The following is a 14779-nucleotide window of genomic DNA, read 5'->3' on the forward strand; positions in this document are numbered from 1 at the left end:
GCAATAGCGCCAGATTGGTCAGCAGGCCGTCCGGGCGAGGTCGGCGGCGAGGAGGTGTTCGAGGTCGGCCAGTTCACCTGCGCGCGACGCCGAGACCAACGCGTGCCGGAACCTTCGGTGCGCAGCCGGGCTGACTGGATGGCGCCGGTCGGACGACAGCCGGTCCCGGGCCCGCTTCACCAGTTGCCGCGCGTTGGGCGCGCCGATCCGCAACGTCTCCGCGATCTGCCGATACGGGTACTCGAAGCCTTCCCGTAGTACGTAGGTCGCTCGCTCGGCCGGCGACAACCGCTCCAGCAACAGCCGTACGGCGTCGTCGAACGCCTCCTGCTGCTCCGCCAGACTCTGCGGATCCACCTCACCCGCCGCACTCTCCTCGGGCAACCACGGCCCGACCGAGAATTCGTGCCGACGCCGGGCCGACTGCACCAGGTTGATCGCGAGCCGGCAGACCGTGGTCGCCAGGAACGCCCCCGGATCCGCGACGGCCGACCGATCGGTGCGCTGCCACCGCAGCCACGCCTCCTGCACCAACTCCTCGGCCTCATGCGGATTGCCGACAATCCGGCGCGCGATCCGGAGCAGCCGCGGTCGTACCTGCACGAATTCATCCACACCAGCCGTCGACGTACTCATGATCCGGACTCCTCCACTGGGGGCTTCTCCCACCCTCGCCGGGCCGGCAGCGCACCGCGCCATGGAGAGTCCGTGGTCGAGTGCGTGGTTCCCCCTGTGGTTCGTGGGGTGTCACAGCAGATCGACGTACGCGGTCATACCAGTGCCGGCCCATCCCCAGCCGTGGAGCGTGACATGAATCCCACCATCGAGACCGAACGACTGCTGCTCAGGCCTTGGCGTGACACCGACGCGTCGGACGCGCTGGCCATCTACGGCGATGAGGAGGTGACTCGCTGGCTCACTCCGGCCATGGCGTGGGTTCCGGACGTCCAGACCATGCACGACGTACTGCGCAAGTGGCGGGACCAGGATGTGGCGCCGGTCAGCCACTGGGCCGTCGAACGCCGTGACACCCGGGAGATCGTCGGCGGCGCGGCGGTGCTCCGGCTCGCGCCTTGGGAAGACCTCGAGCTCGGCTGGCAGCTCGCGCGCCCGGCTTGGGGCCACGGGTATGCGACCGAGGCCGGGGACGCGGTGGCGCGCTGGGCGCTGCACCGGAGTGGGGTCCAGGAGGTCTTCGCGCTCGTCTCGCCCGGCAACGACCGGGCCGTCGCCACCGCTCGGCGGATCGGCATGGAGTGGATCGGCGAGACCGACCAGTACCACCAGCAGAAGCTCGAGCTCTACCGCATCCGGCACGACGATCTGGCCTACTGCGAGATCTGTGAGACCGAGGAACCGGCCGATCGCGGGTGACGCACTGACGGTCTCCGACCGCAGGGCCGGAGACCACCACTGCGTCAGGCGGACAGGGCGTCCAGGATGGCTGCGGTGACCGGCTCGGGGGCGGAGACGCTGAGCGCGTGCGACGCACCGGCGACCTCGCGGATGTCTTTCGCACCGGCGCGCTCGGCCATGAAGCGGTGCAGCGCGACCGGGATGTTGAGGTCCTCGTCGCTGAAGACGAACCAGGACGGGATCGTCTTCCAAGCGGGCGACGCGGTCACCAGGTTGCCGGTCAGCGCCACGTCGGTGGCCGGCCGCTGGGTCGCGGCCATCACGGCTGCCTGCTCGGCCGGGACATCCGCGCAGAACTGGTGGTTGAACAGGGCGGGCTTGATCCGGAGATCGTTGCCCCCGGTGCTGACGGGGTAGGTGTCGAGAGCGTCCCCGAGGGTGCTGCCGGGGAACTGGACCGAGAGCCCGAAGGCGTTCTCCCCCTGGTCAGGCGCGAACGCACACACGTACACCAGCGCCTTCACCGCCGGGTTCTCCGCCGCCGCCTCGGTGATCACCATGCCGCCGTACGAATGCGCGACCAGGACCACCGGCCGGCCGATGCCGGCGATGACGTCGCGCACGTACGCCGCGTCACCGTCGAGGCTGCGCAACGGGTTCGGGGCCGCGACGACGTCGATCGACCGCGCCTGCAACCGCTCGACGACGCCGTTCCAGCTCGCCGACTCGGCGAACGCGCCGTGGACCAGCACCACGACCGGGCTCTGTTCGTTCATGAGGTTCTCCTTCTCTCGGGTCACCAAGAAGGACCGGACAGCCCGGCAGGTTGTGACGAGCCGGACAGCAGGATTGTGACCGGCGAGACAGTCACAGATCGCCACCGTGGACTGTCCTAGTTGGTGAGTACGCCGCGAGCCGACAAGGGAGATCAGATGAGTATCGCCGAACAGCAGATCGCCACCTCCGTCCTGGTGATCGGCACCGGTGGCGGCGGCCTGCGGGCCGCGATCGAGCTGGCCGAGCAGGGCGTCGAAGTCCTTGCACTGGGCAAGCGGCCGCGCTCGGACGCGCACACCTCGCTGGCAGCCGGCGGGATCAACGCGGCGCTCGCCACGATGGACCCGGAGGACACCTGGCAGCAGCACGCCGCCGACACACTGCAGGAGAGCTACCTGCTGGCGAACCCGGTCACGGTCCGGATCGTCACCGAGGGGGCGGCCCGCGGCATCGCCGACCTGGAGAGCTACGGCATGCCGTTCGCCCGCGAGGCGGACGGGCGGATCTCGCAGCGCTTCTTCGGCGCGCACACCTACCGCCGGACCGCCTTCGCCGGCGACTACACCGGCCTGGAGATCCAGCGCACGCTGATCAACCGCGCCGTCCAGCTCGGCGTCCCGATCCTCGACACGGTCTACGTCACGCGGATTCTCGTCCGCGACAACGCCGTGTTCGGCGCGTACGGGTTCGACCTGACCACCGGGCGGCGCTACGTCATCCACGCCGACGCGGTCATCCTCGCCGCGGGCGGTCACACCCGGATCTGGCGCCGTACGTCGTCTCGCCGGGACGAGAACACGGGTGACTCGTTCCGCCTCGCCGTCCAGGCCGGCGGCCGGATCCGCGACCCCGAGCTCGTCCAGTTCCACCCGTCCGGCCTGATCGAGCCCGAGAACGCCGCCGGCACGCTGGTCTCCGAAGCCGCCCGCGGCGAAGGCGGCCAGCTCCGCAACGCCCTGGGCGAGCGGTTCATGACGCGGTACGACGCCGAGCGGATGGAACTGTCCACCCGGGACCGGGTCGCGCTCGCCGAGTACACGGAGATCAAGGAAGGCCGCGGTACACCGAACGGCGGGGTCTGGCTCGACGTGTCACACCTCCCGCGCGAGACGATCATGCGCCGGCTCCCCCGCGTCTATCAGACCCTGCTCGAGCTCCAGATGCTCGACATCACCAAGCAGCCGATCGAGATCGCCCCGACCGCGCACTACTCGATGGGCGGGGTGTGGGTCCGGCCGGAGGACCACGGCACGGGCATCGACGGGCTGTACGCGATCGGCGAGGCGGCGAGTGGGCTGCACGGAGCGAACCGGCTGGGTGGCAACTCACTGATCGAGCTCCTGGTCTTCGGCCGGATCGTGGCGGAGGAGGCGGCGAAGTACTCGATCGGCCGGCAATCCCAGCAGCGATCCGCGGAGGCCGTCGCCGACGCACGCGCGGAAGTCGATGCCCTCCTGGCGAACGACGGCCCGGAGAACGTCCGCGCCCTGCAACGGGCGCTCCGCGACACGATGACCGCCCGGGCCGGCGTCGTACGCGATGCGACCGGCCTGCTGGCGGGACTGTCGGAGCTCACCGACATCGAGGATCGGATGACCCGGATGGGCGTCCATCCCGACATCGCCGGCTTCCAGGACCTGGCCCACGCGTTCGACCTGAAGGCCTCCGCCATGGCCGCCCGCGCCACCCTCGACGCAGCTCTCGAACGCCGCGAATCCCGCGGCTGCCACAACCGCTCCGACTACCCCGACCTCGACGAATCCCTCCAGGTCAACCTCGTGTGGTCCGGCCCCGGATCGATCGAGCACGAGCCGATCCCACCGATCCCCGACGAGTTCCGCACCCTGATGCGCCACGTCTCGTCCGACGGCAAGCTGGTCGAGTGACAGGCCTCAAGCTGCCAAGAGGGTGAGGAGCAGCGCGAGTGGGGGCCAGGCGTCGCGACCGCGGCGGGTCAGGGCGTGGGCTCGCATGCTGGGTTCGGGGTCGCGGAGGCGGCGCAGGGAGATACCGGTGGTTTTCGGGTAGTCGGCGAACAGCAGGGCGACGCCCAGGCCGGCGGTGATCATCTCCTGGACCAGGCTGAGGCTGTCGGCGCGGTGGGTGATGCGGGGTTCGAAGCCGGCCAGGGCGGCGAGCGTGCGGACGACCTGCTCGTCTCCGCTGTCGCGGGAGTTGACGATCCAGTCGCTGTCGGCGAACGCCGCGACCACATCGGCCGCCGGTCCCGTCGTACGCCGGGACCGCGTAGGGACCGCGAGGCTCCAGCTGCGCTCCCACAGCGGGGTCACCACCAACGCGGGGTCGTGCGGCGCGGGGGCCAGGTTGTAGTCGTAGCTCACCACGAGGTCGACCTCGTCCCGCTCGAGCATGGCCCGGGCCTCGACGGGTTCCTGCTCCTGGATCTCCAGCCGCACCGCCGGATGGTCGGCGGCCAACCGGTGGACGACGGGCAACAGGGTGTCCCGGATCACGGTGTGGAACGCGGCGATGCGGACTGTCCCGGCCGGCTCGGCCGATGGGTCGAGATCGGCCCGCGCCGCCTCGTGCGCGGCCAGGATCTCTACGGCGTGGCCGGCGAGCCGGCGACCGGCCGGGGTGAGCCGGACCCGGCGGCCGTCGGGCTCGAGCAGCGGCGTACCGACCTCCTTGGCCAGTGCGGCGATCTGCTGCGAGACGGTCGAGGTGGTCACGCCGAGGGTCTCGGAAACCGCATGCATCGACCCCTGGCGCGACAGGGCCAGCAGCAGCTCGAGGCGGCGTACATCCATGCTCTCATTGTTCAGCAATCCCGAACGATCTGTCCACGATAATCACGTGGACGCGAACGGATTCGCGAGCTTCACTGGGTTCATGAGCACGCGTGACAGCCGCACCGGAGTGGCCTTCGCCGTCTTGTCGATGACGATGGTCCAGCTCGGTCTCGCCACCTCCGTCAGCCTCTTCGACCGGGTCGGTCCCGAGGGGGCCGCGTGGTTGCGCCTGGCGTGCGCTGCGCTGATCGTGCTCGTGCTGTTCCGCCCCCGCCCCAGCTCGTTCGACCGCAACTCGTTCCTGGCCGCGGTCGGCCTCGGCGTCGCGACAGGTGGCGTGACGCTGCTGTTCATGGCCGCGGTGGCACGGCTCCCGCTCGGCACCGCGAGCGCGCTGGAGTTCCTCGGTCCGCTGACCGTCGCCGTACTGCGCAGTCGCGGCCGGCTCATCTGGCCCGCGCTGGCCTTTGCCGGAGTCATGCTGCTGACCCAGCCGTGGCACGGTTCGGTCGACGGCCTCGGCGTCCTGTTCGCACTCGGCGCGGCCGCCTGCTGGGCGGCGTACATCCTGCTCACGCAGCATGTCGGCGACAATGTGACCGGTCTGCAGGGCATGGGCGTGTCCATTCCGGTTGCCGCCCTCGTCGCGACCATCGTCGCGGGCCCGAGCACGATCCCGGTGATGACCTGGCAGCTCGTCGCCATCGGGTTCGGCCTGGCGCTGCTGCTGCCGGTGGTCCCGTTCACCCTCGAGTACCTCGCCCTGCGCCGCCTCGACGCCGGCGTCTTCGGCACCCTGATGAGCCTCGAACCAGCCCTCGCCCTGCTCATCGGCTGGATCTTCCTCAGCCAGTCCCCCGGCCTCCTGCAAGCCGTCGGCATCGCCTGCGTCGTCGCCGCCGGCATGGGCGCAGAGCGAGCCCACAGCCGACGCTCAGTCGCCACGCAGCCGGACCAGCCGACCGGCGTAGTCGACGGTCAAGGTCAGGGACAGCCCCTGAGCCAGCAGGAATGCGCCTGACAGCTCGGCGCCGTCGCGGGCTACGCTGCGGTTTCGGCGGTGGTGCGGGCTTCCGCGACCGCCTTGCCGCGCGGGGAGTCCGGGAAGCGCTCCAGCAGGGTGCGGACTTCGGCGGCTCCGACGTTCGCACCGAACATGTCGGTGTGGGGCTCCAGGCGGACGCCTTCCGCGAGCGGGCCGGCGATGACCGGGTCGAAGCCGAGGGCGTCGACGATCGTCGCGACCTCGGCCGCGTCACCGGGCTCACCGGCGATCGCGATCGCCTTGCGGTCGGGCGATCCGGACGGGCGGGCGCCTTCCTCCAGGTCGTGGTAGCCCATGTGATTGAAGGCTTTGACCACGCGCGAGTCCGGCAGGAAGGCCTGGACGAGTTCGCTGGACGACGTGCGCGGGTCGGTCAGGTCGTCGCGGATGCCGTCGACCTCCCACCAGTAATTCATCGCGTCGATCACGAGCTTCCCGCGCAAGGCCCCGGCCGGGATCGTGCGGTACTTCCCGAGCGGCAGCGCCAGGATCACCACATCGGCTTCCGCGACCGCCTCGGCCGCGGTGGTCGAGATCGCGCCGGGCGTCACGATCTCGACGATCAGCGCGATCTTCGACACCTCACCAGATCCCGCGATCAGCACCCGGTAGCCGGCCGCGACCGCGAGCCGCGCGAGTACGGTGCCGACCTTCCCGGCGCCGAGGATGGCGAGCGTCATCAGTTCTCCTGTTCGGCCAGAATCTCGCGAACCATCGGGATCACCTTCGCGCCGTACAACTCGACCGTCTTCAGCCGAGCACTGACCGGCACCGGTCCGGCGGAGTAGATCAGGTCGAACCGACCCACCCCGAGACTCTGCACCGCCGCGGCGATCCGGCGTGCCACGGTCTCCGGCGAACCGACATACATCGAGCCGTGCTCGACCTCCGAGTCGAACTCCTCCCGGCGGATCGGCGGCCAGCCACGCAGTGCGCCGATCCGGTCCCGCATCACCTTGTACCGCGGGTAGAACACCTCGCGAGCCTCCTCATCGGTGTCGGCGATGAAGCCCGGCGAGTGCATCCCGATCTCCTGCGCGGTCGTCCCGAACTGCTCGGCCGCCTTCCGGTAGAGATCCAGGTACGGCGCGAACCGGTCCGGCGCACCACCGATGATCGCGAGCATCAGCGGCAACCCGTAGTACGCCGTACGCACGACGGACTGCGGTGATCCGCCGACCCCGACCCACGTCTTCAGGTGACCGGACTCGGTCTTGGGATAGACGTCGGCGTTGTCGAGGGCGGCCCGGGTGGTGCCGCTCCAGGTGACCGGCTTCTCGTCGAGCAGCCGGGAGAACAGCTGCAGCTTCTCCTCGAAGAGGACGTCGTAGTCGGCCAGGTCATAGCCGAACAGCGGGAAGGACTCGGTGAACGAGCCGCGCCCGAGGATGACCTCGGCCCGCCCGTTCGACAGTGCGTCCACGGTCGAGAAGCGCTGGAACACCCGGACCGGATCGTCCGAGCTCAGCACCGTCACGCCGGACCCGAGCTTGATCCGCTGGGTCAGCGACGCGATCCCGGCCAGCACGGTCTCCGGTGTGGAGATCGAGTACTCCGGCCGGTGGTGCTCGCCGAGCGCGATCGCGTCGACGCCGAGGTCGTCGGCGAGGACCGCCTCCCGAACCACCTGCCGGATCGCCGCCGCGTCCGTGATCGGTGCGCCGTCGTCACCTTCCGGGATGTCCCCGAAGGTGTCGAGTCCGAACACGAGGTCGGCCATGTCCTGCTCCCATCTGTTCGCCACATCAAATACTAGGTTGACATGTCAACACGGCGAGACCCGGGCCGCATTCCCGGACCAGGGAGGCTATAGTTTGAAGCAACCACATGGTTGCAATGCTCGTCACCACCGGAGGACCCGTGGGCTTTCCCGATCGCACCGAGCGCCTGGTCGCGCCCGAGGCCGAGGCGATCGCGGAACACGTCTTCGTCGCCCTCGCGGATCCGAGCCGGCGCAACATCCTGGCGACCCTCGCCGCCGGCGGCCCGGCCACGGCCACCGATCTGGCCGAGCGGCTGCCGATCACCCGCCAGGCGATCGCGAAGCATCTCACTCTGCTGTCCGAGGCCGGTCTGGTGACAGCCGAACACGGCGAGCGCCGCCGCGTCCGCTACCGCCTTCGCTCGGCGCCGATGCAGGTCGCCCAGCAGTTCCTAGCCGCGATGGCTCGCGACTGGGACGGCAACCTCGACGCGCTACGCACCCACCTCGACGGCTGACCTCACACCCAGTGCCGGAGCTTGTCCGGGTTCAGCACGATCCAGACCGCCGCGACCTTCGCGCCCGTGACACTCAGACTCACCACGGCCATGACCTGCCCGGCCCTGCGCAGTACGACGCCGGCCTGGCCGTTGACCGCTTCCACGCTCAGCGCCGTACCAGGTTCAGCACTCAGCAACTCGGTGACGCAGCGAGCGACCGCATCGGCGCCCCGCACCGGACTCAGCGCGGCCGCGACCTTCCCGCCGCCGTCGCTCACCACGACCACCTCCGCGGCGAGCAGGCTCCGGATCGCACCGATGCTACCCGCGCCGCAGGCCGACGCGAACCGATGGACGACCGCCTCGTCTGCCCGCCTCGGTCGGAAGCTCACATCTCCTCCAGCAGGGTCAGGCGGGTACGGCGGTGAGCTTCGCGGGGTTCATCATCCACAGCACCTGGTCGATCCCGTCGTCCGACGCGGTGACCGTGAGTGCCGCGAACACCTCGCCATCGCGTTGCAGCATCGCGATCGACCGGCCGTTCGCCGTACCGAACTCCACGTCGACGCCGGCCCAGAAGCGCGTGGCGAACGCCCGGTGGTACTTCGCGACCCGCGGCGCACCGACGACCGGGAAGCGCGACGCCCGGGCCGCGCCGCCCCCGTCGGAGTAGCTGATCGCGTCCTTGGCCAGCAACCGTTCGAGCGCCGCGAGATCACCCGACCGCGCCGCGTTGACGAACGCCGTCAGCAACGTCCGCTGCTGACTGCCACTGATCTCGGTACGGCGTTCGGCCCGGATCCGCTTGCGGGCCCGGCTGACGAGCTGCCGCACTGCCGGCTCGGTCGACTGCAGGATGGCGGCGAGCTCGTCGTACGGGTAGTCGAACGCCTCGCGCAGAATGTACGCCGCCCGCTCGGTCGGCGAGAGTCGTTCGAGCACGAGCAGGACCGCGAAGCTCAACGCCTCCCCGCGCTCGGCCCCCAGCGTCGGGTCGGCACTGGTGTCGACCGGCTCGGGCAGCCAGGGGCCGATGTAGGTCTCGCGCCGGGCCCGCGCGGACTGGCTCGCGTTGATCGCGAGCCTGGTCACGGCGGTCGACAGATAGGCGACCGGGCTGACCACCGCACTGCGATCGGCGGCCTGCCAGCGCAGCCAGACCTCCTGCACCAGGTCCTCGGCCTCGCTGTGACTGCCCAGCATCCGGTACGCGATCCCCATCAGGCGCGGACGCACCCCGTTGAAGATCCTGACCGCTTCGTCCAGATCGCCGGCCGGCCCGGTCTCCGCCATCTGCACCACCCGTCTGTCAGCCCGAGGATACGGTCGAGCCGGGATCGCGCCGGTGATCGCCCTCGAGCGCTTCGATCGCGCCGCGCAGGCTGCGCAGGTCGACCTCCTCCTCCTGGACCTCGGCCGGATCGAACTGCCACTGGCCGGGCGGACCGGGGTCGTTCTCGTCCACACCGCTGGCGGCGATCAGCTCGAGATCGGCGTCGACTTCGACCTCGAGACCGCGCAGCACCGGGTCGTCCTGGCTGCCGCTCATTTCGCCTGCGCCGCGTACCACGCGTCGTAGTGCAGCTCGCCAGGGGTGGCCTCGCCGATCGGCACCAGGCTGCGCTCGGTCAGCTCCGACCCGAAGTACCGGGCGTGCTCGTCGGTGACGACCTCGCGGGTGTCGCCACGCTCGGCCAGCGCCTTGCGGAAGAACTCGTCCATCCGGTACTCGTCCGGACCGGCGATGTCGATCCGGGTGTTCAGCGGCGCACCGATCGCGGTCCGGGCGAGGATCGCGGCAACGTCGTCGGCCGCGATCGGCTGCCACGCGACCGGCGCGATGTGGACCTTGCCGTCGTCCCAGGTCCCCTCGTCCGCGATCGCGGCGACGAACTCCATGAACTGCGTCGCGTGCACCAGCGAGTAGGGAATGCCGGAGGCCTTGATCAGCTCCTCCTGGGCGATCTTGGCCCGGAAGTAGCCGTTCTCCGGCAGCCGCTCGGTGCCGACGATCGAGATCCCGACGTGGTGCCGGACGCCGGCCTCGGCCTCCGCCTTCAGCACGTTGCCGGTGGAGGTCTTGAAGAACTCCATCACGGCCTTCTCCTCGAACGACGGCGAGTTGGCCACGTCGATCACGACGTCGGCGCCCTCCAGCACCTGGGCCAGGCCTTCGCCGGTCAGGGTGTTCACGCCGGTGCTCGGCGCGGCCGGCACCGCCTCGTGGCCGTGCTCCCCGAGCTTGGCCACCAGCTTCGATCCGATCAGGCCGGTGCCGCCGATCACGACGATCTTCATCGCAGAACCCTTTCGTTGCCGACGGCATCCCTTGCCGCCCGGTTACCTGGTAAGACAGGGCACACCGCGGGCTTGTGACAGCCAACCCGCGGAGACCCCGGTCACAACCGGCAGCGCTGTCCTGTCTGAAGAAGTGGACAGTCCGAAACCACCCCGAGGGGGACCACTGTGCCCGACGCCGCGCCTGCTCCCGGACCGGCCGCCGAGCCGGCCGACGGACCGTCCAGGATCCGGATCCGGGTCCGGATGACCGCACGGCCGATCGACGAGCCGCACCGGGTCTCCAGCCAGCTCGAGCTGCTGTTCGACCTGACCTTCGTGGTCGCGGTCGCGGCGGCCACGGACCAGTTCGCGCACACCATCGCCGAGGGTCACGCCGGCGACGGGGTGATCCCGTTCCTGCAGGTGTTCTTCGCGATCTGGTGGGCGTGGATGAACTTCACCTGGTTCGCGTCGTCGTACGACACCGACGACGTCGCCTACCGGCTGCTGACCATGGTCCAGATGGCCGGCGTCCTGGTCCTCGCCGCCGGCGTCCCGGCGGCCGCCGATCATGGGGACTACCTCCTCATCACCGTTGGCTACTTGATCATGCGGGTCGGGCTGATCACCCAATGGCTGCGGGCAGGCATCGAGGATCCGCCCCGCCGTCGTACGGCGTTCCGCTACGCCATGGGGATCGGCGCCCTGCAGATCGGCTGGTTCGGGCGCCTCTACCTGGCCGGCACCGGCGCGGTGTCGGACACTGCTCTGGTCGTCCTGTTCGTCGTCCTGGCGATCCTCGAGCTTTGCGTTCCCCTCTGGGCCGAGCGGCCCCGGTCGACCACCTGGCACCCCCACCACATCGCGGAGCGGTACGGCCTGTTCACGATCATCCTGCTCGGCGAGGCGGTCCTGGCGTCGTCGAACGCCGTACGACGTGCCGTCGAGGAGACCGTGGGCAGCGCTGACCTGATCCTGGTCGCGGCCTGTGGCCTGGTGATCCTGTTCGCCCTGTGGTGGTTGTACTTCCTGCACCCCGCCGGTCCACGGCTGGAGGAGCGCCGGAGCCGCTCGTACCGATGGGGCTACGGCCACTACGGAATCTTCGCCGCGCTGGCAGCCCTCGGGGCCGGCCTCGAGGTCAGCGTCGAACAGACCGGGCACGACCTGCACCTGACACCGACCGCCGTGAGCTACGCCGTGGCGATTCCGATCGCCGCCTTCGTCGGCCTGCTGTGGGCCGTACACCGGGTCATCTCGGAACCGTCGCGGTTCCATCTGGGCTCCGCGCTCGCCGGTGTCGCGGTCGTCCTGCTGCTCCCCCTCGCGACTCCGTGGATCGGCGTGGAGGCCGACCTCGCGCTACTGGCGGTGACCTGCGTGCTGCTGGTCTGCGTCGCCTCGTGGAACGAGAGCGTCAAGCAGTAAGGCCCGACAGCGTCGCCAGCGTGGATCGGATCACGTCCGCCAGGCCGACGCCGTCCGGCTCGGCGATCCAGCGCTCGAACGCGACCCGGAAGACCGCGACACCGGTCTCGGCCGCCAACGCCGCAACGTCCTCGCCGGCACCCCGCTTGCGCAGCGCCTCGGTGAACGCCGCGGTGAGCGAGGCCAGCTTGATCAGCTCGCGCTCGCGAAGCTCGGGGGTCGCGGCGATGACGGCCTGCCGCCGGCTGGAGTAGTCCCGGCGGAGATCGTCGAAGAAGTCGGCGGACGACAGTACGGCGGCCGCCACGGCCTCCATCGGGGTCGCCGACTCCGGTGCGGCGACCAGGGCCTCGACCATGTGTCGCTCGAGCTCCTCGGAGCCGGCGAACAGTACCTCGCGCTTGTCCGCGAAATGCCGGAAGAAGGTCCGCGCCGTCACCCCGGCCCGGTCCGCGATCTCGGCGACGGTCGTGCGGTCGTAGCCGCGCTCGGCGTACAACGCCATCGCCGCCTCCCGCAGCCGGCCCGCCGCGCCTGGCTCCCACCGTCCCATAGGCCCGATCCTAGCTGATGTCATTGACTGACATCACGAGTCGTAGCATAGTGATGTCACTGACTGACATCACTGAAGGGAACAGCATATGCGCGTGTTCATCACCGGAGCCTCCGGACATGTCGGCTCCGCCCTCGTCCCGGAACTCCGGCAGCACGGCCACTCGGTCGTCGGCCTGGCCCGCTCCGACGCCTCCGCCGCCCGGCTCACCGAGTGGGGCGCCGAGTTCGTCCGCGGCGACCTGGACGACCTCGACGGTCTGCGCGCCGCGGCCGAGGGCGCCGACGGCGTCATCCACCTCGCCTTCCGGCACGACGCCATGATGACCGGAGATCTGTCCGCCGCGGCCGAAACCGATCTGGCCGCGGCGCGAGCGATCGTCGACGCCCTGGCCGGCACGGACAAGCCGTTCGTGGGCACATCGGGCACCGGGCTCCTCGGCCGCGCCGGACTGGACCGCCCCGGCACCGAGGACGACACCATGCCCGGCGGCTACCGCATCGACACGGAGAACTTCATCGTCGACGCGGCCGCCAAGGGGATCCGGACCTCGGTCGTGCGGCTGCCACCGATCACCCACAGCACCCTCGACCACCACGGCTTCGCGCAGGCCTTCATCACCTTCGCCCGCCGGAACGGATTCTCGGCGTACGTCGGCGACGGCACCAACCGCTGGCCGTCGGTCCACACCATCGACGCCGCCCGGCTCTACCGGCTCGCGCTCGAGTCCGCCCCGGCCGGCACCCGGCTGCACGCCGTCGCCGACGAGGGCATCGAGGTCCGCCGGATCGCCGAGGCGATCGGACGCGGCCTCGACCTACCCGCCCGGTCGGTCACGCCGGAGCAGGCGCCCGAGTACATCGGCTTCCTGGCGCCGTTCGCCGGGATCGACAACCCGACGTCCGCCGCCCGGACCAGCGAACTGCTCGACTGGCACCCGACGTACCCGGGCCTGCTCGAGGAACTGGCCGAGGCCTTCTACTTCCGGACTGCCTAACAGCACCAGGTGATGAGGTTCGTGGCGGTCCGCTGACAGGCGCGACGTACCGCCGGATGGGCTGGCGATCGGGTTTGCGGTAATAAATGTGAGCGGAGTGGCAGCGATGTTCCACAAAGCGACCGGCTTCGTGGCTGGGCGGCTTCCTGACCGGGCGGTTGGCTTCCTGGCTGGCTGGGGGGCGGCTTCCTGGCTGGATGGTCGGGCCGGGGTTGGGCGCGCGGGTGAGTGCGACCGGTCCTCACTGGTGCTCCGGTTGCCAGGTCTTGAGGGCTTGGACACCTTCTGGTGGGCCGGGACAAGGAATGACATGTACCAGCCCACCAGTTCCTGTCCCGGGCCCCAACGCCCGGTCCGCCGGAATGTCCGCAGCAGCCTTCCGGCCGCGCAGTGCCTAGACCTTCAGCACCGGCGCGATCGTCTTGGTGCGCGATCCCTCGTAGGCGGCCAGGAGGATGCCGAGTACGGCGATGCCCTCGTCCTCGGTGTGGATCGGGCGGGTCTTGCCGAGCAGCGAGTCCGCGAAGTGTCCGATCTCGGCGACGAAGGTGTCGACCGGCTCCAGCTCGAACGTCTTGCTCTCACCGGACCGGAGCCGGTAGGACAGCGTCGTACCGTCGCTGGTCAGTGAGCCGAGCTCTCCGACCGCCGAGAACCGCTCGGTCGAGGCAGCCGGCTGATAGGCCCAACTGGTCACCATCTGTCCGACGACACCGTTGTCGAACCTGATCAGAACTTGCGCGGAATCCTCGCCCTCCATGAACTTCAACCGGTGCGTGGAGAGCATCGCGGTGGCCTCGACCGGCAGCCCGCCGGCGAGGTGCAGCATCAGATAGGTGGGGTGGTACCCGGTGTCGATGAGCTCGCCACCACCGCTCGTCTTGGCGCTCGCCCGCCAGCCCATCGAGCTCGGGTCGAAGTTGTTGAAGAAGCTGTCGGTGGTCCGCACCTCGTAGACCGTGCCGATGGTCCCGGCGTCCAGCAACTCCTTCGCCTTGGCCACGGTCGGCATGAACAGCTGGTTGTGCGCGCACATCAGCGTCACGCCGGCTTTGGTGACCGCCTTACGCACGTCCGCGGCCTCCTCCGCGCTGAGGCAGAGCGGCTTCTCACACAGGATGTGCTTGCCGGCCTCGGCGGCCGCGACGATCGCATCCTTGTGCAGGTGATGTGGCAGGCAGATGTCGACCGCGTCCAGTTCCTCGGTCGCCAGCATCTGCCGATAATCCGTGTACGGCGTCGCGCCCAACTCCTCGCCGCGAGCGGCAGCGGTCTGCTCGACTGCGTCCGCGACCGCGGTGATGCCGATCTTGTCGGCGTGCGCTCGGTATCCCTTGATGTGGGCGGACGCGATCCCACCGCCGCCGATGAGCCCAACCTTGATCATC

General features: G+C 69.8%; 17 protein-coding genes. 6 read left to right on the top strand and 11 right to left on the bottom strand.

Annotation, left to right across the window (positions count from 1 at the left end):
- Positions 1-18: 18 nt before the first annotated feature.
- Entirely contained in the window at positions 19-636 is a 618-nt protein-coding gene (locus OG558_RS37175) for a sigma-70 family RNA polymerase sigma factor (RefSeq protein ID WP_405067192.1), read from the bottom strand.
- 174 nt (positions 637-810) lie between these two features.
- Between OG558_RS37175 and OG558_RS37180 the strand changes: the two genes are divergently transcribed.
- Positions 811-1374 (top strand): GNAT family N-acetyltransferase, encoded by a 564-nt coding sequence (locus OG558_RS37180; RefSeq protein ID WP_405067193.1) that lies wholly within the window; start codon positions 811-813, stop codon positions 1372-1374.
- 44 nt (positions 1375-1418) lie between these two features.
- Here OG558_RS37180 and OG558_RS37185 read toward each other — a convergent pair whose 3' ends face one another.
- Complete coding sequence (locus OG558_RS37185) at positions 1419-2132, bottom strand: alpha/beta fold hydrolase (RefSeq protein ID WP_405067194.1); 714 nt, start codon at positions 2130-2132, stop codon at positions 1419-1421.
- Between the two features lie 156 nt (positions 2133-2288).
- Between OG558_RS37185 and OG558_RS37190 the strand changes: the two genes are divergently transcribed.
- Entirely contained in the window at positions 2289-4019 is a 1731-nt protein-coding gene (locus tag OG558_RS37190; protein WP_405067195.1) for an L-aspartate oxidase, read from the top strand.
- Between the two features lie 6 nt (positions 4020-4025).
- Here OG558_RS37190 and OG558_RS37195 read toward each other — a convergent pair whose 3' ends face one another.
- Positions 4026-4904 (bottom strand): LysR family transcriptional regulator, encoded by an 879-nt coding sequence (locus OG558_RS37195; RefSeq protein ID WP_405067197.1) that lies wholly within the window; start codon positions 4902-4904, stop codon positions 4026-4028.
- An 82-nt stretch (positions 4905-4986) separates the two neighbouring features.
- On the opposite strand from OG558_RS37195, the gene OG558_RS37200 reads away from it, so the two are divergent.
- Positions 4987-5907: an EamA family transporter gene (locus OG558_RS37200; RefSeq protein WP_405067198.1), complete on the top strand. Its 921-nt coding sequence runs from the start codon at positions 4987-4989 to the stop codon at positions 5905-5907.
- A gap of 20 nt (positions 5908-5927) precedes the next feature.
- Here OG558_RS37200 and OG558_RS37205 read toward each other — a convergent pair whose 3' ends face one another.
- Both OG558_RS37205 and OG558_RS37210 read right to left on the bottom strand, forming a co-directional pair.
- Positions 5928-6611: an NADPH-dependent F420 reductase gene (locus tag OG558_RS37205; protein ID WP_405067199.1), complete on the bottom strand. Its 684-nt coding sequence runs from the start codon at positions 6609-6611 to the stop codon at positions 5928-5930.
- The gene (locus tag OG558_RS37210; protein ID WP_405067200.1) at positions 6611-7651 is read right to left on the bottom strand and encodes an LLM class flavin-dependent oxidoreductase; all 1041 of its coding nucleotides are present in this window, start codon (positions 7649-7651) and stop codon (positions 6611-6613) included. Before OG558_RS37210 ends, OG558_RS37205 begins: the two co-directional genes overlap by 1 nt.
- A gap of 140 nt (positions 7652-7791) precedes the next feature.
- On the opposite strand from OG558_RS37210, the gene OG558_RS37215 reads away from it, so the two are divergent.
- Entirely contained in the window at positions 7792-8151 is a 360-nt protein-coding gene (locus OG558_RS37215) for an ArsR/SmtB family transcription factor (protein ID WP_405067201.1), read from the top strand.
- Between the two features lie 2 nt (positions 8152-8153).
- Here OG558_RS37215 and OG558_RS37220 read toward each other — a convergent pair whose 3' ends face one another.
- Genes OG558_RS37220 through OG558_RS37235 form a run of 4 tightly spaced genes read right to left on the bottom strand, consistent with a single transcriptional unit; the run spans position 8154 to position 10431 of the window.
- Entirely contained in the window at positions 8154-8525 is a 372-nt protein-coding gene (locus tag OG558_RS37220; protein WP_405067202.1) for a hypothetical protein, read from the bottom strand.
- A gap of 16 nt (positions 8526-8541) precedes the next feature.
- The gene (locus OG558_RS37225; RefSeq protein ID WP_405067203.1) at positions 8542-9426 is read right to left on the bottom strand and encodes an RNA polymerase sigma-70 factor; all 885 of its coding nucleotides are present in this window, start codon (positions 9424-9426) and stop codon (positions 8542-8544) included.
- 16 nt (positions 9427-9442) lie between these two features.
- Complete coding sequence (locus OG558_RS37230) at positions 9443-9682, bottom strand: hypothetical protein (protein ID WP_405067204.1); 240 nt, start codon at positions 9680-9682, stop codon at positions 9443-9445.
- Positions 9679-10431, bottom strand: coding sequence for an SDR family oxidoreductase (locus OG558_RS37235; protein WP_405067205.1), 753 nt, complete (start codon positions 10429-10431; stop codon positions 9679-9681). Before OG558_RS37235 ends, OG558_RS37230 begins: the two co-directional genes overlap by 4 nt.
- A 168-nt stretch (positions 10432-10599) precedes the next feature.
- On the opposite strand from OG558_RS37235, the gene OG558_RS37240 reads away from it, so the two are divergent.
- On the top strand, positions 10600-11841 hold the full coding sequence (locus tag OG558_RS37240) for a low temperature requirement protein A (protein ID WP_405067206.1): 1242 nt from the start codon (positions 10600-10602) through the stop codon (positions 11839-11841).
- Here OG558_RS37240 and OG558_RS37245 read toward each other — a convergent pair.
- A complete protein-coding gene (locus OG558_RS37245) occupies positions 11831-12394 on the bottom strand; it encodes a helix-turn-helix domain-containing protein (protein ID WP_329476418.1) in 564 nt (187 codons plus the stop codon). The two genes, OG558_RS37240 and OG558_RS37245, sit on opposite strands and share 11 nt — an antisense overlap.
- Positions 12395-12482: 88 nt before the next feature.
- On the opposite strand from OG558_RS37245, the gene OG558_RS37250 reads away from it, so the two are divergent.
- A complete protein-coding gene (locus OG558_RS37250; protein WP_405067207.1) occupies positions 12483-13391 on the top strand; it encodes an SDR family oxidoreductase in 909 nt (302 codons plus the stop codon).
- Between the two features lie 394 nt (positions 13392-13785).
- Here OG558_RS37250 and OG558_RS37255 read toward each other — a convergent pair whose 3' ends face one another.
- Complete coding sequence (locus tag OG558_RS37255) at positions 13786-14778, bottom strand: Gfo/Idh/MocA family protein (RefSeq protein ID WP_405067208.1); 993 nt, start codon at positions 14776-14778, stop codon at positions 13786-13788.
- Between the last annotated feature and the right edge of the window lies 1 nt (position 14779).

Source organism: Kribbella sp. NBC_01510 (assembly GCF_045040325.1).
Classification (GTDB): Bacteria; Actinomycetota; Actinomycetes; order Propionibacteriales; family Kribbellaceae; genus Kribbella.

Coding starts and splice junctions, on each gene's coding strand:
- OG558_RS37175 (WP_405067192.1), bottom strand. CDS start 636: ATGAGTACGTCGACGGCTGGTGTGGATGAATTCGTGCAGGTACGACCG.
- OG558_RS37180 (WP_405067193.1), top strand. CDS start 811: ATGAATCCCACCATCGAGACCGAACGACTGCTGCTCAGGCCTTGGCGT.
- OG558_RS37185 (WP_405067194.1), bottom strand. CDS start 2,132: ATGAACGAACAGAGCCCGGTCGTGGTGCTGGTCCACGGCGCGTTCGCC.
- OG558_RS37190 (WP_405067195.1), top strand. CDS start 2,289: ATGAGTATCGCCGAACAGCAGATCGCCACCTCCGTCCTGGTGATCGGC.
- OG558_RS37195 (WP_405067197.1), bottom strand. CDS start 4,904: ATGGATGTACGCCGCCTCGAGCTGCTGCTGGCCCTGTCGCGCCAGGGG.
- OG558_RS37200 (WP_405067198.1), top strand. CDS start 4,987: ATGAGCACGCGTGACAGCCGCACCGGAGTGGCCTTCGCCGTCTTGTCG.
- OG558_RS37205 (WP_405067199.1), bottom strand. CDS start 6,611: ATGACGCTCGCCATCCTCGGCGCCGGGAAGGTCGGCACCGTACTCGCG.
- OG558_RS37210 (WP_405067200.1), bottom strand. CDS start 7,651: ATGGCCGACCTCGTGTTCGGACTCGACACCTTCGGGGACATCCCGGAA.
- OG558_RS37225 (WP_405067203.1), bottom strand. CDS start 9,426: ATGGCGGAGACCGGGCCGGCCGGCGATCTGGACGAAGCGGTCAGGATC.
- OG558_RS37230 (WP_405067204.1), bottom strand. CDS start 9,682: ATGAGCGGCAGCCAGGACGACCCGGTGCTGCGCGGTCTCGAGGTCGAA.
- OG558_RS37235 (WP_405067205.1), bottom strand. CDS start 10,431: ATGAAGATCGTCGTGATCGGCGGCACCGGCCTGATCGGATCGAAGCTG.
- OG558_RS37245 (WP_329476418.1), bottom strand. CDS start 12,394: ATGGGACGGTGGGAGCCAGGCGCGGCGGGCCGGCTGCGGGAGGCGGCG.
- OG558_RS37250 (WP_405067207.1), top strand. CDS start 12,483: ATGCGCGTGTTCATCACCGGAGCCTCCGGACATGTCGGCTCCGCCCTC.
- OG558_RS37255 (WP_405067208.1), bottom strand. CDS start 14,778: ATGATCAAGGTTGGGCTCATCGGCGGCGGTGGGATCGCGTCCGCCCAC.